The organism is Nostoc sp. NMS4 (genome assembly GCF_017115095.1).
Lineage (GTDB): Bacteria > Cyanobacteriota > Cyanobacteriia > Cyanobacteriales > Nostocaceae > Nostoc.
In genome coordinates, this window is record NZ_JABXKI010000227.1 from 1 (window position 1) to 21,879 (window position 21,879).

At 41.2% G+C, this 21,879-nt stretch carries 16 protein-coding genes; 7 read left to right on the forward strand and 9 right to left on the reverse strand.

Going from position 1 to position 21,879, the window contains the following annotated elements:
* Nucleotides 1-225: 225 nt before the first annotated feature.
* Entirely contained in the window at nt 226-1,005 is a 780-nt protein-coding gene (locus HWQ37_RS20060; RefSeq protein WP_292750094.1) for an ABC transporter ATP-binding protein, read from the forward strand.
* A gap of 148 nt (nt 1,006-1,153) precedes the next feature.
* A complete protein-coding gene (locus tag HWQ37_RS20065) occupies nt 1,154-1,906 on the forward strand; it encodes a class I SAM-dependent DNA methyltransferase (RefSeq protein WP_292750098.1) in 753 nt (250 codons plus the stop codon).
* Nucleotides 1,907-2,129: 223 nt separating this feature from the next.
* Here HWQ37_RS20065 and HWQ37_RS20070 read toward each other — a convergent pair whose 3' ends face one another.
* Complete coding sequence (locus HWQ37_RS20070) at nt 2,130-2,534, reverse strand: hypothetical protein (protein WP_292750134.1); 405 nt, start codon at nt 2,532-2,534, stop codon at nt 2,130-2,132.
* Between the two features lie 136 nt (nt 2,535-2,670).
* Between HWQ37_RS20070 and ppsA the strand changes: the two genes are divergently transcribed.
* Nucleotides 2,671-5,166: a phosphoenolpyruvate synthase gene (ppsA, locus tag HWQ37_RS20075; protein WP_292750101.1), complete on the forward strand. Its 2,496-nt coding sequence runs from the start codon at nt 2,671-2,673 to the stop codon at nt 5,164-5,166.
* A 234-nt stretch (nt 5,167-5,400) separates the two neighbouring features.
* Here ppsA and ftsH2 read toward each other — a convergent pair whose 3' ends face one another.
* The 7 genes from ftsH2 to HWQ37_RS20110 all read right to left on the reverse strand — a co-directional run bounded on the left by ftsH2 (nt 5,401) and on the right by HWQ37_RS20110 (nt 17,039).
* A complete protein-coding gene (gene ftsH2 / locus HWQ37_RS20080; protein ID WP_292750104.1) occupies nt 5,401-7,287 on the reverse strand; it encodes an ATP-dependent zinc metalloprotease FtsH2 in 1,887 nt (628 codons plus the stop codon).
* 480 nt (nt 7,288-7,767) lie between these two features.
* The gene (locus HWQ37_RS20085; protein ID WP_292750106.1) at nt 7,768-8,262 is read right to left on the reverse strand and encodes a hypothetical protein; all 495 of its coding nucleotides are present in this window, start codon (nt 8,260-8,262) and stop codon (nt 7,768-7,770) included.
* A 223-nt stretch (nt 8,263-8,485) separates the two neighbouring features.
* Nucleotides 8,486-9,931, reverse strand: a complete 1,446-nt coding sequence (gene gltX, locus HWQ37_RS20090; RefSeq protein ID WP_292750109.1) for a glutamate--tRNA ligase — start codon at nt 9,929-9,931, stop codon at nt 8,486-8,488.
* Between the two features lie 119 nt (nt 9,932-10,050).
* Complete coding sequence (locus HWQ37_RS20095; RefSeq protein ID WP_292750111.1) at nt 10,051-10,662, reverse strand: hypothetical protein; 612 nt, start codon at nt 10,660-10,662, stop codon at nt 10,051-10,053.
* Between the two features lie 295 nt (nt 10,663-10,957).
* Nucleotides 10,958-11,191 carry a hypothetical protein gene (locus HWQ37_RS20100; RefSeq protein ID WP_292750114.1) on the reverse strand — a complete coding sequence of 78 codons (234 nt, stop codon included), beginning with the start codon at nt 11,189-11,191 and terminating at the stop codon, nt 10,958-10,960.
* 305 nt (nt 11,192-11,496) lie between these two features.
* Entirely contained in the window at nt 11,497-15,975 is a 4,479-nt protein-coding gene (locus HWQ37_RS20105) for a translation initiation factor IF-2 N-terminal domain-containing protein (protein ID WP_292750116.1), read from the reverse strand.
* Nucleotides 15,976-16,121: 146 nt separating this feature from the next.
* Nucleotides 16,122-17,039, reverse strand: coding sequence for a histone deacetylase family protein (locus HWQ37_RS20110; RefSeq protein WP_292750119.1), 918 nt, complete (start codon nt 17,037-17,039; stop codon nt 16,122-16,124).
* A 109-nt stretch (nt 17,040-17,148) separates the two neighbouring features.
* Here HWQ37_RS20110 and HWQ37_RS20115 point away from each other — a divergent pair, with 109 nt between their 5' ends.
* A complete protein-coding gene (locus tag HWQ37_RS20115; RefSeq protein ID WP_292750122.1) occupies nt 17,149-18,159 on the forward strand; it encodes a mechanosensitive ion channel family protein in 1,011 nt (336 codons plus the stop codon).
* A 117-nt stretch (nt 18,160-18,276) separates the two neighbouring features.
* On the opposite strand, the gene HWQ37_RS20120 is transcribed toward HWQ37_RS20115, so the two are convergent.
* Nucleotides 18,277-19,056, reverse strand: coding sequence for an MBL fold metallo-hydrolase (locus HWQ37_RS20120; protein WP_292750125.1), 780 nt, complete (start codon nt 19,054-19,056; stop codon nt 18,277-18,279).
* A gap of 112 nt (nt 19,057-19,168) precedes the next feature.
* Here HWQ37_RS20120 and HWQ37_RS20125 point away from each other — a divergent pair, with 112 nt between their 5' ends.
* The 3 genes from HWQ37_RS20125 to HWQ37_RS20135 all read left to right on the forward strand — a co-directional run bounded on the left by HWQ37_RS20125 (nt 19,169) and on the right by HWQ37_RS20135 (nt 21,713).
* Nucleotides 19,169-19,606 (forward strand): VOC family protein, encoded by a 438-nt coding sequence (locus HWQ37_RS20125; RefSeq protein ID WP_292750128.1) that lies wholly within the window; start codon nt 19,169-19,171, stop codon nt 19,604-19,606.
* Nucleotides 19,607-19,653: 47 nt separating this feature from the next.
* A complete protein-coding gene (locus tag HWQ37_RS20130) occupies nt 19,654-20,547 on the forward strand; it encodes an alpha/beta fold hydrolase (RefSeq protein ID WP_292750129.1) in 894 nt (297 codons plus the stop codon).
* A gap of 125 nt (nt 20,548-20,672) precedes the next feature.
* Nucleotides 20,673-21,713, forward strand: a complete 1,041-nt coding sequence (locus HWQ37_RS20135; RefSeq protein ID WP_292750131.1) for a serine/threonine protein kinase — start codon at nt 20,673-20,675, stop codon at nt 21,711-21,713.
* Nucleotides 21,714-21,879 lie beyond the last annotated feature (166 nt).

Consider the following 21,879-nt stretch of genomic DNA (forward strand, 5'->3'; position numbering starts at 1 on the left):
TGCCCTACGCAAAAATAGCTCGATGCCAGGTCTCTTTATACTTACTAAAACCCTCCTCATCACTTTTTGAGGAGGGTTTTTGTTATTCTAGAGATTTACCGATAAAACATGGTTTTAAATATTTCAGTGAAGATTGTAGCCAAATTTGGGCGCGATTAGCTTTTTGATATCAAATAATACACCTAAATCTTGTAAAGTTAAATTTCTCATTTTTGATTTTTTGAAATGCCACTCGAATTAAAAAATCTCACTGGCGGTTACGCTTTAGTGCCAATTGTTCAAGACATTAACCTCACTCTGCAAACAGGAGAATGGTTGAGTTTAGTTGGTGCTAATGGCTCAGGTAAGTCTACCTTATTAAAATTGCTGAGTCGTATTCTCTCACCACAACATGGAACAGTCCTACTTGATGGCAAAGCAATTCACTCTCAACCCCCAAATTTAGTCGCAAAGAAACTGGCATTATTACCGCAACAACAAACTGTTCCTGTTGGTTTAACAGTGCGACAACTAGTAAGTTTAGGACGCACACCGCATCAACCTTGGTGGCAATGGGAATTAACCCCCGAAGATTGGCTCAAAGTTGAAGTTGCAATTAAAAAGACACAACTAGAACAATTAAGCGATCGCTTAGTCGAACAACTCTCAGGTGGTGAAAGACAACGGGCTTTTTTAGCTCTAGCATTGGCGCAAGAACCAAAAATTTTACTATTAGATGAACCTACAACTTTTTTAGATATCAACTATCAATTACAACTATTGGAACTGCTCAAAGAACTCAATCAGCAGCAGGAGTTAACTATTGTCACAGTTTTACACGAACTGAATTTAGCAGCCCGGTATAGTTCCCGTATTGCATTATTAAAACAAGGCCATATTTGGGAAGTTGGTACACCAGAAGAAGTTCTGACACCAAATACGATCGCACAAGTCTTTGGTGTAGAATCAGTGATTATTCACACACCTGTCGGATTACAAGTTTGTGCTATTTCTGCTAGCGAGTAATGCGATTTTGTGAGGTCGATTAAAAAACAAGCGATGCCGAGGGTAGTCTACGCCTACGCTAAATCCTTTCCTCAGTATAATAAAATTGTTTACTGCAAAGGATAAAGCTTCGTATAGACACGCTTTCTAAGCGCCAATTTAATTGTGCATGGACAACAAACATATGAATGAATGGTATAAAGAAGACCTTGCGTTTATTCATGATGATGGCTTCCGTGACTTCGCTCTTAAATCTGCTCCCGGCATCTTAAAAATCCTGGCTCAAAACAAAATATATGATGGACTAGTCGTTGATTTGGGTTGCGGTAGCGGTTTATGGGCAGAAGAACTTACCAAGGCTCATTATCATGTTCTCGGAGTTGATATTTCTGAGTCGATGATTAAGATCGCACGAACAAGAGTGCCGGATGCCGAATTTCGGATCGATTCACTATTCAAAATAAATATTCCGCCATGCAATGCCGTCACCTCTATTAGTGAATGCATCAGCTACCTATTTGATTCAGACAACGATCGCCAAACGCTTGCTCAACTTTTCCACCGCATATATAATGCCTTAACTCCTGGAGGTGTGTTCATCTTCGACATTGCGGAAAAAGGACAAGTTGCACAAAATACTACAACTAGGGGATTTACTGAAGGAAAAGGCTGGGTAGTATTAGTTGAAAAGGAAGAAGATCGAGAGCAAATAACTTTGACTCGCCGAATTATCAGCTTCCGCAAGGTGGAAGAACATTACAGACGATCTGACGAAGTACACCAGGTACGATTATACGAAGCGACAGCTATTGCAAGTGAACTCTCTGGCGTGGGTTTCCAAGTTGAAATAACCCGTAGCTATGGTGAATATCTGCTATCAAAAGGTCATGTAGCATTCATTGCCCGCAAACCAAGATATTGAATAAGGCAGAAGGCAGGTCGAATTTACGGAAAACTGCCTTCTGCTTCCCATCTTTCTTAATAAATACCTAATCTTAAATCCAATATCTAATTTTTTTTGCTATGGTGATCCCAAAGGAATTGTTAAGTGGTTACGAGATGTAAATTAAGCGAGCAACTACTGACTGAGTAATTTAAAATACAAGTACAAATAGATGATTTATCTATAAAATACATCTTTATTGTTAATTAGTGGTTTGGGCAATACGGCTTTCAATATCTTCCAATGTTTGTAACAATAAACGATTTGCTTGCAATTTCCAACCCCATTTCTGAATTCTGTAAGCTAATACAGTTCCAACTACAGACGCTAACAAGCATACAGGTTGATTTAAAGAAATTCCTAGTAACAAACCCAATCCAGCAATTCCCCAAAATGGTAAGGCTACAGCTTGTCTTTGTTCTTCCACAACTTGGGTTATTACATTAGATTTCATCTTAGCAAGTAATGCCTGTTTGACTTGCTGCTGTTCTGTTATCGACGCAGTTAAACTTATTTTACGGCGTAGTTTTTCCATTTTGCGGGCATCAGTGCTGTATTCAGTTAACTCATCTTCTGCCATTTTCAGGAGTCGTTCTAGCTGCACTATCATGTATTACATCCGGTATTTGGATAAAGTTATTAAATTGAATAATTATTAATTTTTATTGACTATAGCGTTGCATTTCATCGCCAAATCTCAAACTACGCTTATAGGTTGAGTATAAACTTAAAAGGTAATATTTATGACTACACTAAAAAGCACTTTGTCTCTATCTGCTCAAGAGCGATCGCTCATCTTGTGGTTTGATGAAATTGGTATTGCTGATATACCAGTAGTTGGTGGTAAAAATGCCTCTCTGGGGGAAATGATTCAACAGCTAACACCCAAAGGCATTAACGTTCCTACAGGATTCGCTACTACTGCTTACGCTTATCGTCATTTTATTCAATCAGCCGGGTTAGAAGCAAAGCTACGCAAACTCTTTGCTGACTTGGATGTTGAGGATGTCAAAAATTTACGAGAACGTGGAAAAAAAGCGCGATCGCTATTAATCCACACGCCATTTCCTGTAGAATTGCGGGAAGCGATCGCCGCAGCATACCATAGCCTCTGTGAACGATACCACGCAGACACAGATGTGGCAGTCCGTTCCAGCGCCACAGCTGAAGACCTTCCCGATGCTAGTTTTGCTGGACAGCAGGAAACTTATCTTAACGTTGTCGGTGCTGAAGGAGTTTTAGCAGCTTGTCATAAATGCTTTGCTTCCATATTTACCGATCGCGCTATTTCTTATCGCCACGCCAAGGGATTTGACCACTTTAGCATTGCTCTGGCTGTGGGTGTACAAAAAATGGTGCGCTCTGATTTAGCAACCTCTGGGGTGATGTTCTCCATTGATACAGAAACCGGCTTTAAGGATGCAGCACTAATTACAGCCGCCTATGGTTTAGGTGAAAATGTAGTCCAAGGTTCTGTAAATCCCGATGAATATTATGTTTTTAAACCAACTTTAAAAGCTGGTTTTCGCCCAATTATCGATAAAAAATTGGGCAGTAAAGAACTGAAAATGATTTATGATGATGGCTCCAAATTTACGAAAAATGTGTCAGTTTCGCCCAGGGAAAGAGGTAAATTCGCTCTGAGTGATGAAGAGATTTTACAACTAGCAAGTTGGGCGTGTTTAATTGAAGACCATTATTCCCAAGTCCACGGCATTTCCACTCCAATGGATATTGAGTGGGCAAAAGATGGCATTACTAACGAACTTTTTATTGTGCAAGCGCGTCCCGAAACCGTCCAGTCGCAGAAGACGGGAAATGTCTTGCGGAGTTATCGATTGGTATTGGGGGATAGGGAATGGGGAATAGGGAATGGCGAAAAATCTTCCCACTCCCCACTTCCTGATTCCCAATCTCCAATCTCTCTGGTTACGGGACGTGCGATTGGGGAAGCGATTAGTCAGGGAAAAGCACGCCTAATTTTAGATGTTCAGAAACTCGAACAGTTCCAAGTTGGGGAAGTTTTGGTGACAGAGAGAACTGACCCCGATTGGGAACCAATTATGAAACGCGCCAGTGCAATTGTTACTAATTCTGGAGGGCGCACGTGTCATGCAGCAATTATTGCGCGAGAATTGGGTGTACCTGCGATCGTGGGATGCGGCAATGCGACGGAAATCTTGCAACCTGGTCAAGAGGTAACAATTTCTTGCGCTGAAGGGGAAGAAGGAAAAGTTTATGCAGGTTTATTACCTTTTGAAGTTAAAGAAGTCCCTTTAGAGAACTTACCCCGCACTCGCACTAAAATTTTAATGAATGTGGGTAATCCCCAAGAAGCATTGAGTTTATCGGCAATTCCCAACGATGGCGTAGGTTTAGCGCGGACAGAATTTATCATTGCTAACCAAATTCAAATTCATCCAATGGCGTTGATTCACTATGACTCGTTAAAAGATGAATTTGTCAAAGCTAAAATTGCTGAGATTACCTCATTGTACGACGATAAACCCCAATATTTTGTCGATAAATTGGCTCAAGGCATTGGTAGAATTGCCGCAGCATTTTATCCCAAACCAGTGATTGTCCGAACGTCAGATTTCAAAAGTAATGAATATGCCAATTTATTAGGTGGGCGACAGTTTGAACCCCATGAAGAAAACCCAATGTTAGGTTGGCGAGGAGCAGCGCGTTACTATGATGAAGGCTACAGAGCAGCTTTTGCCTTAGAATGTCATGCCATCAAAAGGGTACGGGAAGAAATGGGTTTGACGAATGCGATCCCAATGATTCCTTTTTGTCGCACTCCTGACGAGGGACGTTTGGTTTTGGCAGAGATGGCAAAAAATGGTTTAAAGCAAGGTGTTAACGACTTGCAGGTTTATGTAATGTGCGAGTTGCCTAGTAATGTTATTCTGGCTGAGGAATTTGCTGAGGTATTTGATGGCTTCTCGATTGGTTCTAATGATTTAACTCAACTGACACTAGGGATAGACAGAGATTCGGCGTTGGTAGCGAGATTGTTTGATGAACGCAGTCCAGCTGTTAAGCAGATGGTGCAAATGGCTATAACGGCTGCAAAAAAACATAACCGCAAAATCGGCATTTGTGGGCAAGCACCCAGCGATTATCCAGAATTTGCCCAGTTTTTGGTGGAACAAGGAATTGACTCGATTAGTCTAAATCCAGATTCGGTTTTAAAGACGATGCTGGAAGTGGCAAAAGTTGAGGGTAATTCGTAATTCGTAATATTTGCTGCACTACCTTTTCTAGGGGGTAATATCAAGTCCGGTTAATTACTTATGATTACCGCATCGGTGCAAAAATCAGGAAAACCTCTTTCTCCCTGCTCCCAGCACTCCTGCGGTATTAATGATAAGTCTTTACCCGAACATAATATAAGACCCCCTATTCGCCAGTTGTATCCTTCAAGAAGCCGGGTATCTTCTCAGTCGAGAGAAAATAAAATAGTTTTACTATAGTTGCGGTACGTACTGTTGCTTCTCAGGGACTTCAGCGTACTCAGCCACAATCTGGCGGAATTCTTCGCCGTCGATGGTTTCCTTTTCGATGAGCAGATCGACTAAGCGATCGCTCACAGTCCGATGGTCACGGATAATCTTCTTGGCGTTTTCATAGCATTCTTCCACGATCGCTCGCACTTGTCCATCAATGCGGGAAGCGATGGATTCGGAATACTCAGATCGGGTTGTCCAATCACGACCCAAGAATACTTCTCCCTGCTGGCTTTCTAACGACAGTGGCCCTAAATCGGACATCCCGAAACGAGTCACCATTTGCCGCGCCATTCCTGATAACTGCTGCAAGTCTCCACCCGCGCCAGTTGTGACTTCCGCAGCCCCAAAAATAACTTCCTCAGCAGCACGACCACCCAAAGCACCAGTAATTCTGGCTTTGAGTTGAGAACGAGAAATTAACCCCTGTTCTTCGTTGGGCGTAAACCAAGTTAAACCCTGTGCTTGTCCCCGTGGGATCAAGGTAACTTTCTGTACTGGGTCATGGTCTTTTAACAAAGTCCCAACTAAGGCGTGTCCGATTTCATGGTAGGCAATTAAGCGCTTGCTCTTGCTATCAACCAAGGGAGTGCCTTCCATCCCTGCAACTACCCGATCAACTGCATCATCAATTTCGCGGAGGGTGATCGCTTCTTTACGTCTTCTCGCAGTCAGAATTGCCGCTTCGTTGAGTAAATTAGCTAAGTCAGCACCAGTGAATCCGGGAGTGCGGCGGGCGATCGCATCCAAAGATACGCTAGGGTCTAGTTTCTTGTTCCGCGCATGCACTTGTAAGATTTCCAAACGCCCTTTGATATCGGGTGGATCGACTGTTACTTGGCGGTCAAAGCGACCGGGACGCAACAAGGCTGAGTCTAGTACGTCGGGACGGTTGGTAGCAGCAATAATAATGATGCCTGTGTTACCTTCAAACCCGTCCATTTCGGTGAGCAATTGGTTGAGGGTTTGCTCTCTCTCATCGTTACCACCACCGATACCAGCGCCTCTTTGTCTGCCCACAGCGTCGATTTCATCGATGAAGATAATACAGGGGGCGTTATCTTTAGCTTTCTTGAATAAATCGCGGACGCGGGATGCACCCACACCAACGAACATTTCCACAAATTCCGAACCGGAAATACTGAAGAAAGGTACACCAGCTTCGCCAGCGATCGCTTTTGCTAGTAAAGTTTTACCAGTTCCAGGAGGCCCAACTAACAGTACTCCCTTGGGAATGCGTGCGCCGACTGCGGTAAATCTTTCTGGCTGCTTCAGGAAGGTGACAACTTCTTGTAATTCTTCCTTAGCTTCTTCGATGCCGGCTACGTCGTCAAACTTTACCCCGGTTTTTGCTTCCATTTGGAAACGCGCTTTCGATTTGCCGAAGTTCATCGCTTGACCTGGCCCGCCGGGGAGGTTGCTAGAACGGCGGAACAAAAAGAACAGCCCGGTAATCAATAAAACTGGAAAGACGAGATTGCCCAACAAGCCCCAAATTGCGCCATCATTCCGCATCGGGTGAGCATCAAAACTAATGGCTTTTTCTTTGAGCTTGCTAATTAACTCAGGAGCGTTAATAGGCAAATCCACCCGCCACCTTTGGACACGATTTTCCAGGTCTGGATCGCGGGCTTCTATAATTGCCGTCCTACCGCCTTCGTAAAGATCCACACTGTTGACGTGATCGCTATTCAAGTATTCTAGAAAGCGACCGTAAGTCATGCGGGTATTGGCTGTATTCTTATTCATGTCAGCAGGAGCGCCAGCAAAAGCCCCTTGCCAGAAGAAAAAGCCAATTACCAAAGCCGGCAACGTCCAGAGTGCTACGACTTTCCAAGAGAATTTCATTTTAATTTGCCTCTAGATGCCTATACAACTCGTTAGCTCTAGCAACCGAATGTTCATCATTCTGTCACTTTAAGCTGTTAAACGGATGTTTATAAATCCATTTTGTTTAATTTGATCTCTTCTATGCACTGCCATAAGGCAAATAGGGCATTATGGCGATGCCAACAAGAATCTTAATCAAAGTTAACTTAATTTTAATACAAAATCGCACGAGAAAAGGGAGTGCAACGAGATGCAAAGACACGAAGAATTTCTCCAGAATACTCCTGGTATCGTTTAAGCCACTCTCAATGAGGTTGTGGAGACTGGGGACAAGGGAGCAGGGGAGGCAGGGGAGGCAGGGGAGACAAGGGGGACAAGGGAGACAAGGGGGACAAGGAGATAAACAAAACTCCTAACTCTTGGAAAGACTTGGGTTAATCGCGTCTTTACTTTTATTAACTCCTAACTCCTAACTCAGCACTCCCAACGCCCAATCCCCTACTTAACTTCTGTAATTTTTAGAGTGTAAGGAAGATACTTGCCTTTTTCGTAGGAGCCAACCCAAATTTGGTAACTTCCAGCTAGCCATTCACCAACAATGCCAGCATTTTTGCCATCAAAATCGTCATTGCACCAAGTACCACCGGGACCCTTGATAATCATGGTGGTATCTTCAGGACTTTGTACTTGCAACTTTAGGTAATCAAATTTACTTGTTAAAGCTAATGTGTGGTCTGGCGTTTCATCAACAAATCCGGTACAAGGCCCAGTGGCTGTTTCGCTTCTCCCACCTACTTGACTTCCAGATATTGAGCCACCACTCATCCCGCGAACTGTCAGGGGGTCTGGGGAAAACTGAGGGCTAATGGTGACATCTCCAAATATTGTTGGCGCTTCCTGAGCATCAACCGCAGCATTAACTGTTGGTATCATGAAGAGCGTAACTATCATGAATGATAATCTCATCCCTCTATTGAGCGCTTTTGTCGGCATTGTAATTACGTTCGCTTCTAAGTGTTTTTGAAGACATGAATTTTACACACCAAGTTCCCAAGATGAGGAGAATTGACTACCTATTTTAGATGTGAAATTGGGGATAATTCATTAGTAATGAGTCAATGATTTCTTGTTCCCATAGTTGCTTTACCTTATGGATAGGGGCGCACGTTTGTGCGCCCCTAGAATCTAAAATATTTCTAAAATCTGGAATTAATCGCTACTTAGCTTCCGTTATAGCCCGATTCAAACGCGGCTGATCTAAACCAATCTGATTTAGTAGTAACCAAGATTGGATTAAGTCGGGGCCATGAACATCTCCAGTTAAGGCTGCTCGGAGCGATCGCATTACTAAGCCTTTTTTGACTTTTTGCTCTTTCACCACTTGTTTAATAATCTCCTGGGCGGCGGCTTCCGACAATTGCGGCTGATTTTCTAAAGCTGTGACGATCGCTTCAAGAACAGCATTAGAACCTTCTTGTTTCAGTTGTGTACTACCTTCTTCGCTAAATTCAACTGTATCGCTAAAAAACAGTTGACTTTGAGCTACTCCATCTACCAAGCGAGTCAAACTCTGACTAATTAAAGTTACTAGCTGTTCTAACCAAGGGCGTTCTCTTCCACCATCAAATTTATAGCCAGCCGCTTGCCAATAGGGTATGAGTAAATCTGTGAGTTTATCTACTGGCGTTTTATGGATATACTGACTGTTCAACCAATCCAGCTTGTCCCAGTCAAACTTTGCACCCGCTTTATTGACACGCTCAAAGCCAAATTCTTTAGCTGCTGTTTCTAAGGTAAATATTTCTTGCGTCGAGTCTGGTGGCGACCAACCCAGCAATGTCATGTAATTCACCAAGCCTTCAGCAGTAAAGCCCATTTGCTGAAACTCAGAAATGGAAGTAACACCATCTCGCTTAGAAAGCTTTCGCCCTTCCGAGTTCAAAATCAACGGCGTGTGAGAAAACTCTGGGATTTTTGCACCCATTGCTTCATACAGTAAAATTTGCTTGGCGGTGTTGGCAATGTGGTCTTCTCCGCGAATGACATGGGTAATTTGCATATCGATGTCATCCACTACAACAACAAAGTTGTATAAAGGTTGACCGCTTCCCTCTTCAGAGGCACGGGCGATGACCATATCACCACCTAAATCGCTACCTCGCCAAGACATCTTTCCGCGTACTAGGTCATTCCAGATAATTTCTCGCCCATCTTCAATTTTGAAGCGAATTACAGAAGAACGACCTTCTGCTTCAAAAGCAGCGCGTTGTTCTGGGGTGAGGTTGCGATGCCGGTTGTCATAGCGAGGTGCTTCGCCTCTAGCTTTTTGGGCTTCCCTGAGAGCTTCTAACTCTTCGGAAGTGGTATAGCAGCGATAGGCTAAACCTCGATCTAGCAGTTTTTCTACTGCTTCTTTATAAAGATCCAGGCGTTGGGATTGGAAAAATGGCCCTTCATCCCAGTTAAGACCTAGCCAGCGCAATCCTTCAAGAATATTGTCGGTGTATTCGGGGCGCGATCGCTCTAAATCTGTGTCTTCTATTCGCAGGATAAATTTTCCGCCGTGGTGACGGGCAAATAACCAATTAAATACAGCTGTTCTAGCTGTACCAATATGTAAATTTCCGGTTGGACTCGGCGCAATTCTGACTCTGACAGTCACAGTTAATTCTCTCTTTCGCAAAGCATGATAAATGTAGCTTATATTTAAACCGCTTCTAAAAATCTGGGTAAGCCTGATTTAACTTGACGGTGTAAGTTTGAAACGCTCTTTCTTAGTGCCTACGCTTCCTCATTGCTGAGGTTGTCCAAGAAACTCCAGTTAGAAACAGTAAAATAATCATGTCGCCGATTTATCTTACTGGAACGTTTGATTTTTTTATTGAGTTCACTCCAAAAGCTCCATACGTGCTTGTCTTCATTCACTGAAGCATAGGCGGTTATGGAGCTTTGCGGCAATTCATTTAGCCTCATGCCACGACGGGCAACTACTAACGCCGCAGCACAATCACTAGATAGTCCGTACATCCTCATGTACTTCACTAATCCAATCAAACTAGAATAGGCTGGATTAGCCGTGATAACATTAATGCCACGATTCGATAGAATTGATTGAAGCAGTTCATAAAATCTACTGTACGCCCAACTTGATAGCATTCGAGCGTACTTTCTTCTTGCTTCTCCAAGTCGCTCCTTTTTGTCACTAAAATCTAATTCTTCACAGACAACAGGACACTCAAAGGAACTTGCTAATGCTGCAAGTTGTAAAATAGCATCGACGATTTGAGCGTCTTGTTTACCATTGGGTAATCCCATTTGTAGCGGGATTTGTCCTTTAGCTTTGAGATTACCTTCACTGTCAACATACGCCCAGCCAATTGAGCCAGGGTTCATGTCAATACCTATGCAGCCAAAAATCATCAGTCAACTCAACTTATTCGACAACAATATACTGATTACCACATAGATAATACTATTTTACTAAATAGCTAATACAAACACATGGGTAGAGGCATGTATACGCTCTTTTAACCGATTTATTATGTTGCATAGATTTCTGGAAATGGTATAAAGGTACACAAAGAATCATTAACGAAAAATAAAGATAGATTCTCGTAGGGGCGCACAGATGTACACCCCTAAGCTTGTACCTGATTCAAATGAAAATCACTACAGCCGAAAGACTTAATCAAATAGGAGTGGTTGTATCTACCTTTTCTAAGGATGGTGGCGATTCAGAAGAATTAATGCTACTTTCTGGTGTTGAAAGCTTATCATTTACAATTCCATCCCATGAATAATTGCAGATTTTAGTACGAAGCAATGTACCAAATGTCAGGTTAATTGCCAGGGCAAAGAAATCGATAAAAATTAGATTTACAAAGCGATCAATCATTAGACCCTCTTGAGCTAAATTCAGCATCAAGTGATATTTGCTTTAGACTACACAGGCCACAATCTCTTTTCCTGAAATGCATCTGATCTCAATCCCTCTAGATTAAAGAGAAAAGGAAGAATGGTATTGCTAGTAAGGGTAAGAGGAAAGAACTCAATTGTTTGTCGCTTGAATTTTAGGAAGAAGTGACGCTAGAGGAGGGACTTTATTTAATCAGTACATCTGCCACGGATTATACAAAATATTAGATAACACTTACTTAAATGGGCTAATTTGCTGAGTAGATAGCCTCAATTTCTTCTACAAAATTATTAAGATTGTCATCAATAGGTTTAACTGAAGAGGCGAGAAACATCAATGAAACCTTCATGAATACTTACAATATTTGAAACTTCAGAATACATACTTCCGACTTTACCTGATTGATGGGTAAATAAATTATGACAACCCACAATTATTAATAGTTCTTGAGCGCGAGAAAATGCAACATTTACCCGTTCTGGCTTTTTAGCGAATCCCACATCTCCTTTACTATTGTTGCGAACCATACTCACAATTACAACGGGTCTTTCCATCCCTTGAAATCTATCTACAGTACCAGTACGAATTTCTAATGAAGGAAAAAGTTCTGATTGTAGGCGCTCATCAATTTTTCTTAATTGAGCGCCATAAAATGTAATTACGGCAATTTCTTTTTTTGGTTCACCATTAGCAACTTTAGAAGCCCAAGTATTCTCAAACTGTTGACACAGACGTTCAATCGCATCAATTTCTAGTGTATTAAAGTAAGAAGTTCCATTGCGTTGCTCTAAAAACTGATTTTCTATGGGCGTTTTTACCCAGAGAAGATGCTGAGATTCTTTGATGATTTCATCTGCTAAATGATGGGCGCGTTTTATGTCCGGCTCCAAAATACCAGATTCTAATTTACCATCATAAAACTGATTGATTGCTCCCATAATAAATGGATGCATTCGATATTGTGTAGTTAACATTTGTTTGATGCTTTCATCAGCAGATTCAAACTGACTTTTAAACAGTGATTCTTCTAAGAATTGTAGTTCGTCTCGTGTATTGCCAATTGTTTGAGCAACTTCTTCTAAAGTGCTAGTGTTAAGCATGGGTGGTAATTGCCGATGATCGCCTACCATAACTAACTTTTTGCCTTTCAATGCTGGGATTAGTAACTCTGGTGGAGTACACTTACTAACCTCATCAATGATGACGACATCAAAGGATTTGAATTCTTCCGAAAAACCTCTATTTGCAGCTTGAACACAGGTGATACCGACGACGTTAGCATTGTCTAGATAAATACGCCTTAAATCGTCGCGATCGCGCTCATTTGGCTGTCTTAGTTTTTCTATCCAATCTTGTACAAAATTATGATATTTATTGAGATAGATTTCGTCTTTTTGGAGTTGCTGTTGCCAAGATTCAAACTGAATCTTGATATTGCGTAAAAACTCTAGATTAAAAAAGTCGTCTGGAGAATTTTCTGGTTTGAATTTATCAGGTATTCTTTGCCATTCTGTCAACCACCAGCTTCGTTCCTCTATTAAATTTTCTGTTGGCTGCGGTTGTGATTTATTTTCGACTTCGCATAGATTAGTTTGTAGTTTTTGAAGCTGCTGTAGAGAAACTTCAGTTTCTTGCTTTAGTTTTGACAGATGTTCGTGTAGAGAATTTTTAATCGTTTCTAACACAGCAAAAGGTTCTAATGATGAAATTAAAGTTTCAAGTTTACTAATGGAAGTTACCCAATAATTCACTTGATTTGCAAATTCTTGGGGTTGCTCCCAAATATTTGATTGTGTTGTGAGATATTTTTCAATTAAAATGTGTAATTTATCAGGTATATTTTGTTGATTAAGTTCTTGCAAAATATTAATAACTCGTCCAAGTTGCAAATTAGCATCTTGCTGTGCTTTTTCTACCTCAGCTTGAGTAATGGATATTTGCTGTTGGCTAACTTCATTTTTTTGAAGTTCATTTAATTGGCGTTGCAAATACTGAATTTGTTGTTCAGTTTCCGTTTTGACTTTTAAAACGCATTGACGCGCATTTGCAAGGATTGTTTCTAGCAATTCTTGTGTAATTTGGGTGAGAGTAGAATCAATGTTATTCCATTCCCATGATGCACCATAAGTCCGTTGCATTCTAATTAAAAAAACTTGGGTATTTTCAACTAGTAATTTTCGCTGTTTGGGGTTGAGTAGTTGATAATTATTAAACTGTTGAAAGGTTTCTTGCCATTGGGTGCGATCGCTCTTTGATAGCACCATTGGAATCTGGCTAAAATTTTCTTGTAAAAAATAGCTGAAATTATGCTGTTTCCCCTTTCTATCAGTAAAACCTCCATCTATTTCATAAGCGATCGCCTTTGTCAATAACTCCCATTCTGGTAAGTTTATTTTGTATATTTTGGGTACTATTGTTAATTTTAATGTATTAGCAAACATCAACAAACCTAACGGTAAGTCTACTAAATTCTCTGTTAGTGGTAAACCAGATTGATGGCATTCTTTTAAAGTTTGATACAAATTATAATGTGCTGTAGATTTCCATTCCTTCACTGCTGAGATAATATAATCTATTTCCCGTTTGCGGTTTTCCCATATCTGGATTGTTTGCTGGATATTTTGCAGCTTGGTAAGGTATTGTTGATAATCTGGTTGTAGCTGATTTAACGAAGCGAAATTTTGTTTGACAATTTCCACTGAAACCGCCACTTCTGATATGGCTTGACTCGCATCTTGAGCAGAAGTCAAAGCAGTTTTAAATTCAGAAATTTCTGTTGCTAAAGTTTCACGTAACCAAGCTGCTAAACCAAAAGCACCAAGCGCCGGACGCACAAAGCCAAGTTCATCAGTATATTTGATGGTTTGACGAACATTTACTAAAAATTCTTCTACTAAACTATTACCTTCAGTATATGGCTTCAGAAGGGGCAGAAAATCTGTAACTTCTGGAGCTTCCCAATTTAGATTTGGTGCAGTATTTAGTATGTTTTCTAGACTTATAATTAGAGATTCAACGTTGCTCTGTTTTTCTACAGTTTCGTTGTAAAAATTTTCTTGGTTTTTAAAGTTTGTCTCTATTTTTAACTTATTTTTAGTGAATTTATTTTGTTGCTGATTAAATTCTTCCTCGGCTTGGAAGTAAGTTGTAAATCTTGGCAATGATGCTAATAATTGGCTGAAAAATTTGATATTATCGAGCCGTTGAGTAAGATTATTCTCGCAGTCATTAGCTGTATTTTCTAGCCATCTACCAATCACTTGGTCTTCTAAAAATGGCTGTCCTTCCTCCCCAACTTTTTCGGCTCTACCTTTGCGTACAGCCCGAATTACTGGGTTATGAACTAATCGACTTAGGGCGTTATCTACTGCTAAATTTGCTTGAGATGCAATTAGAGTGCGTCCACCGCGAAGAGCTATTTGATAGCAAATCTCCGCAATTACGGTAGTTTTACCAGTGCCTGGTGGCCCTTGAATAAGAACAAGATCCTTAGCAGTAAGTACCTTTTCTACTGCTGCTTTTTGACCAGGATTCGCAGAAGATAATAATAAATCTTGTGGTTGAAGCTCGATAGTTGTTTTGATTTGTCTAGCCTGAGAAGCATCGAATAAAAAGTTACCCAAATAGGGATTCTGGGTGTAACCATTATTCAAATCATCTAAAGCTTTTTTCTTGCGTTGAATCTGCTGAATATCACCAACTGCCTCAAAACACAAAAATCCTGTATCTGGCAATTTATAACGCTCTGTTGCCATGAATTCAGCTAAATCGCGTTCTAGTCGGAGGCTAATAATACAACGATTTGGATCGACTTCTTCAACAGTCCCTAATTGACGACCGCTAATCCAATTTTTGCCGACGGGAGCAGTTTCAAAAAGCTTTAAATCTTCATTTTTTGTGCGTCTTGCTCGTTCCCAGAAGTTTTCTAATTCGAGGGAATTTTGATAAAAGCCGTCAAGGGTGGCTGAGGCTACATCAATTTCAAAACTGATTCGTCTTTTAAAATTATGGTTATGACTTACATAACGTACACAAAACTGACGCGCTTTAGCGATTTTTTCTTCAATTTGCAAAAACGCTTTCCAAGCTTTAAGCTGATCTTCTGTAGGCACATTTTCGCCACAAACTGGCGCGGCGGCGATGCGTTTCAATGTCGCCGGCGGAATGTCGAGATGATGCTGATGATTAGGGAGCAAACGCAAGCGACAAGGTATAGCATAGCTATCGGCGTGTCCGCGTGAGAGTTGTAATAACTGAACCGACAGTATTTTTAAACCGCCGCGTCCATCTTTTGGTACAGCCGCTCTAAATCCTAATGTTTTTTTGAGCTTCTCAAGTCTTGCGGGTAACTGAAAATCATCGGAGTCTGTTGCTATTGTCAAATCCCAAATTTCTTCTCTTGCTTCTTTTCCCGCACCTTTGCGACGTATATAAAATAGAGAAGGTTTTTTTCCGACACATTCAGACATTAACTCGTTGGCGCGATCGCGGCGCTCCCGAAATTCAGGATATGATTTAAGGGCGGTTTCACCTTCAAGATGGCGGATAAAGCTATCAATTGCTGAAGCTATAAACATATAGCCCCAATCTTCTGAGTTGGTTTTAGTTTTCGAGGATTTGGCTGTTAGTTTATTTGCGACTGAACGAATGCGTTCTGCATCGGATTCGGAGATGGCGCTGGTATGACTTTTGACTGCAATTTTAAGTTTTTCGCAAATTAATAATAGCTTTTTGCTATCTAAATTTAATTCTTTTGCTAGTTCGTAAATTCTGAGTTTGACTTTGTTCATCCAGTAGTGCCTTTGGCGAGAAAATAGAGTTTTGATTTAAACGCATAGGCGCTTCGCCTTCCCGCAGGGTAGGGGCGCGGAGGGAAGCGCAGAGGAGCGCAAAGTTTATTTTACTTCTTGGCAATACTCTGCGTTCCTTTGCGTTTCTATAGTTTGTATTGCTGGTAAACTTCGCTGGCGGCGCGATGCAGCAGGGAGTGTCGCCAAACTAGGGATTTTATATCGTCGGCATAACCACCGCCAATGACGGAGGCGACGGGATAACCGCTAGTTATACAGGTGCTTAAAACCTGCATTTCTCGGCGGAAAATGCCAGCATCGGTAAGGGCTAATTTGCCTAAGCGATCGCCTATATGAGGGTCAACGCCAGCATCATAAAATACTAAGTCGGGCTTGACTTTAGACAATAAATCTGTTAGATAATTCGCTAAGGTTTGTAAATAGGCATCGTCTTCCATTCCCACCGGCAAAGGAACATCCAAATCGCTGTTTTGTTTAGTACCGGGGAAATTGACTTCGCAGTGCATGGAGAAAGTAAAAACGCTGTCGTCATCTTGGAAAATAAAAGCAGTGCCGTCGCCTTGATGGACATCCAAATCGACAATGAGGATTTTTTGGACGAGTCCGAATTTTTGTAAAACGCGACAAGCGATCGCTAAATCGTTGAAAATACAAAAACCAGACCCATAACTAGGAAAGGCGTGATGAGTTCCACCAGCCGTATTACAAGCTAAACCCTGATTTAGTGCCAGTTTCGCAGTCAGTATTGTACCACCTACCGCCACACAGGTACGATTTGCTAATGCTGGACTCCAAGGCAAACCAATGCGACGTTGTGCTTTGGGGTCTAGGGTTCCTTCGCAATAAGCTTGAACGTAGCTTGGGGTGTGAACTAACTCTATCAACTCTAGCGGGGGACGTTCGGGAGTGTGAAATTGCTCTTGATTCGCTACACCATCAGTTAACAGCAATTCATAGAGTTGTCGGAATTTAGACATCGGGAAACGATGTCCTTCAGGTAGAGGAGCAATGTAATCTGGGTGGTAAATAATTGGCAAGTCCATAAGGAAAGAAAATCTCAAGCAGCTAATCTGACAACGAGGTAAAATTTAGCCATAATCACAGCAAAAATGCTGCGATCCTAAATCTAAAATTCCAAATTTAAAATTTATTATGATGGAATGGATTCTGCCGATAGTGTTTATTCTAGCTGGCTTACTGGCTGGAATCATTGGTGAAAAAGTTATCTTCAAAAAACTGGAAACATTCGTTAATAATAAACGAATTGCCGGGGGTAAGATTATATTTTACTCTCTGCACCGCATGACTTTTATTTGGTTTGTCATTGGCGGTTTTTTTTGGGCAATTTTGAGTTCTCCCCTGAAGCCAGATGTTGCGATCGCACTGCAAAAAATTCTGACGATGGCATTGCTGTATTCAATAACTTTAGTCTTGGCTAAATTGACTGCTGGTTTTCTTAATTTATATATTCGCAGAGCCGAAGGGGTTCCCACATCACTAATTTCTAACCTTGCTAAGACTACTGTTTTAATTTTGGGAACATTAATCATCTTACAAACGGTAGGTGTTCAAATTACGCCGATAGTCACGACTTTAGGTATTGGTGGTCTAGCAGTTGGTTTGGCACTTCAAGATACACTTGCAAATTTGTTTTCAGGTTTTTACTTAATTATTTCTAAGCAAGTTAGAACCGGAGATTATGTAAAATTAGATGCTGGTCATGAGGGATATGTTATAGATATTTCTTGGCGCAATACAACCATTAAAGAGATTTCTAATAATGTAGTTATTGTTCCTAATTCTAAGTTATCTTCGGCAATTTTCACAAACTATCATTTACCTGCAAAGGAAATTACTTTAACGATGGATGTTGGTGTAAGTTATGATAGCGATTTGGAGCAAGTTGAAAAAGTGACTGTAGAAGTCGCCAAAGAAGTTATGCAAGAAATTGCACCGGAATTAAAAGAGAGTGAACCATATATCAGATTTCATACTTTTAATGATTTTAGTATAGATTTTACGCTTTATATGCGCGTTAGTGAATACTTCGATCAGCGTATTGGTAAACATCTATTTGTCAAAAAATTGCACAAACGCTATCGGCAAGTAGGAATTCAAATTCCTTTTCCGATTCGAGAAGTATATATGCAAGATAATTCATAAAGATGCTGGCGACTAGAAGTCGCGGCTACACAGGCAAAACCCACCTCCGTGGGTTAAAAACCCTTGATTTTCTCTTATGTTTGTATAGCCGCGATTTCTAATCGCCTGGTAGAAGACTTAAATTGCTAATGCTCGTTTTTCTAATGGTACTTCAAAGCGATCGCCTGGTTTAGGTTCAAGCACCTGGGTTGAAAGATTGTTTTTCTCAAGTAACGAACGAAATTCCTCAGCAGTTCCTTTAGTCTGAATCAATTTCATCAGCAATCCTTCAAACGCCACATCTCCACCTGCTGCTGTAGGTATTATTACTTGAGGCTGTAATGATTTTACTACTTCTAAAGCACTATTTTGTCCTTTAATAATCGCCCCAAGCAAAGGCAACGTCATGTCAATAAACGGCGTAATCACTACATCGATAGGTGCAGCTTGCTGAAGTTGTGGAGAATGATACCCGTGAGGTTCGTAGTATACAGTTACACCACTCTCCAATTCTTTGAAGAGATAACTATTTTCTACCAGAGTCGGGCCAATTGGAGAGCCGGGGAAAGCCTTAATTTCAACTTGATTATTTAAAGTGAAAGTTTCACCATGAGCCAAGACTGTTACTTGGGTGTAACCTAACTGCTGTACAACCTTAGCGGCATTGGGAGAAGCTACAACCTTGATACTGCGATCTAGCAGCTTGAGCGTTGGTGGGTGAGTGTGGTCTTCTAAACCCTGAGATAGCAGAATCAGATCAATATTATCTGGAATTGGGCGATTTTGCGATCGCGAACCTTTAAACAACCAATCCAAATTGCTGAAAATTAACGAACCAACCAGCCAAGGGTCAATTAATATTCGCTTTTCGCCGATTTCCAGTAACCAAGAATTGCTGTCTAACCAAGTTAAAAACATAAATTTTGTGAAGATAACGCCTACTTTCATTATCAATCGTGTCAGCTTTCTTAGTAAGCACTGAGGCTAATACCTACATTCGTCCGGTCAAGTCTACACACGGAGTTTTTTTATGTCTGATCTTGGTTTTACTCACATTGCACTTGCAGTCAGTGATGTTGATGCAAGTATCTCATTTTATGCAAAGTATGCCCAGATGACAGTTGTGCATCATCGCCTTGATCAAGCAACTCAATCAGATGTTGCTTGGATTAGTGACCTAACTAGACCTTTTGTGATTGTGCTAATTAAAGCAGCGAAAGTAGAAGGCGCACTCTTACCACAATCCCATCTTGGGGTAGCTTATCAGAATCGTGGGGAAATTGATCGCCTGTGCAATGAGGCACGCACTGAGGGAATACTGCTGGCTGGGCCAAATGACTGGGGCTTTCCGGTTGGTTACTGGGCTTTTATTCAAGACCCTGATGGTCATACACTGGAAATTTCCTATGGTCAGGAAATTAGTTTTACAGTTGAGCAAGCTAGAGACGCGATTAATCGCGTTTCTTAAATCAGAGAACATTACTATATTAAAGAAACACTTTATTAATCTTCATAATGACTGTAACTACACAGCCACTTGCAACTCAAGATGCTTTTGAAAAATTTTTTTGGAATTGGCAGGGTTACAAAATTCAGTATACTGTCATGGGCATAGGAAAGCCTTTGGTACTGGTTCACGGCTTTGGTGCTTCCATTGGACACTGGCGCAAAAATATCCCAGTTTTAGCTGATGCTGGCTACCAGGTATTTGCTATAGACCTTTTGGGTTTTGGTGGTTCTGATAAAGCGCCCATTGATTACAGTGTAGAAGTTTGGGTGGAACTGCTGAAGGATTTTTGCACTGAACACATCCAGGAACCTGCTGTATTTATTGGCAACTCTATTGGCGCACTTTTGAGCTTAATAGTAGTGGTAGAACATCCAGAAATTGCGGCTGGTGGTATTTTAATTAACTCTGCGGGTGGATTGAGTCATCGTCCCCACGAGTTGAACCCGCCGCTACGGATGGTAATGGCAGCTTTTAATCGGTTTGTGCGATCGCCAATTACAGGTAAATTTGTCTATAATCGCATCCGTCAAAAAGCCCAAATTCGCCGCACTCTCTACCAAGTTTACCGCGATCGCCAAGCCGTCACCGATGAATTAGTCGATTTACTTTATACTCCTTCTTGCGACCCCGGAGCGCAACAAGTCTTCGCATCCATTCTCACAGCCCCTCCTGGGCCTAGTCCAGAGGAACTTTTGCCGAAAGTAGAACGTCCTTTACTAGTAATTTGGGGTGCTGATGACCCCTGGACACCAATTACCGGGGCCAAGATTTACGAAAAGGCGCGGGAGAATGGCAAAGATATCAAAATTGTTCCCATTCCCAATGCCGGTCATTGTCCCCACGATGAGGTTCCAGATGTTGTCAATGCCCAGATTGTCGATTGGCTAGCGCAAAGTTAACAATTTCGCCTTTCTGCCGATGTGCTTTGGCTCAGGTAGGGTAAAAATGAGGCTAACAATCTGGGTGAGCGGATATTAATTTTTTAATTGCGCCTTGACAAAATCAAACTCGTATGGGTTGTGAAATGGAGCTTGATGTGCGTAATGGTTTAAATCACCATCCAGATTTTTCCGAACTTGGCTATCAAGTCATCAGCGAACTAGGACGTAACCGAGAAGGGGGACGCATAACTTACTTAGCTAATGTCCTCAACTCTAATCAATCGGTGGTGATTAAAGAGTTTTGTTTTGCTTGTGTAGGTGCTGATTTATCAGGAGTGAAAGCATATCAGCGCGAAATTGAAATTTTGCAACAACTAAATCATCCCCAGATTCCTCGCTATCTAGATTCCTTTGAAATGCCTGGGGCTTTTTATCTGGTACAGGAATATAAAAATGCCCCTTCCTTGGGATTAAAACGCAGCTTTCATCCTGAAGAAATTAAGCAAATTGCTCTGTCAATCTTAGAAATTTTGGTTTATCTGCAAAAGCAAGTTTCGCCAATTATTCATCGGGATATTAAGCCAGAGAATATTTTGGTTGATGAAGAACTAAATGCTTACCTGGTGGATTTTGGGTTAGCGAGAATACAGGGTGCGAAAGTATCTCTGAGCAGCTTTGTAGCTGGAACTCCAGGTTTTATGCCACCAGAAGAACAGTTTGGTCATTCTCTAACTGAGGCATCAGATTTATATAGTTTAGGAGCAACGCTAATTTGCTTAATTACTAATACTCGTCCTGTGGAAATTGGCAAATTAATTGATGATAACTATCGCTTTAATTTCCAGCAATTAGCTCCTCAAATCAGTCCACGTTTTCGGTGGTGGTTGATGAAAATGGTGGAACGTAACCGAAAACGGCGCTATGCTAATGCAGCTATTGCTTTAAAAGCACTTGAAGCAATCGAGGTTTTTGGTAGTGCCACTAGGATAGAGAATTTCATCAGTACAATCAAACCTAGAAAACGAACCACTTTGTTAGGACTAGCTACTGTTGTTACGTTGGCTGCGGTTGCGGGAACTTTAATAAGTTGTCAGCCTAGTGATACAGTTAGGCAATTGTCGGAAGCTAGAGAATGTCAAAGTTTTGATTTAAATGCAATTTGCCAAGAAAATACTAGAGATTAAGATTAATTAGGTTGCTTCTGGCTAAGGATTACAGCAGATTGCAAGTTAATGAAGTACAAAAATACCCCTCCCTAACCCTCCCCAATACATCCTACGGTGTACACACAAGTCTGAAATAGCTGATTAACCAGGGTTTTACCCCACCCTAACCCTCCCCGATGCATTG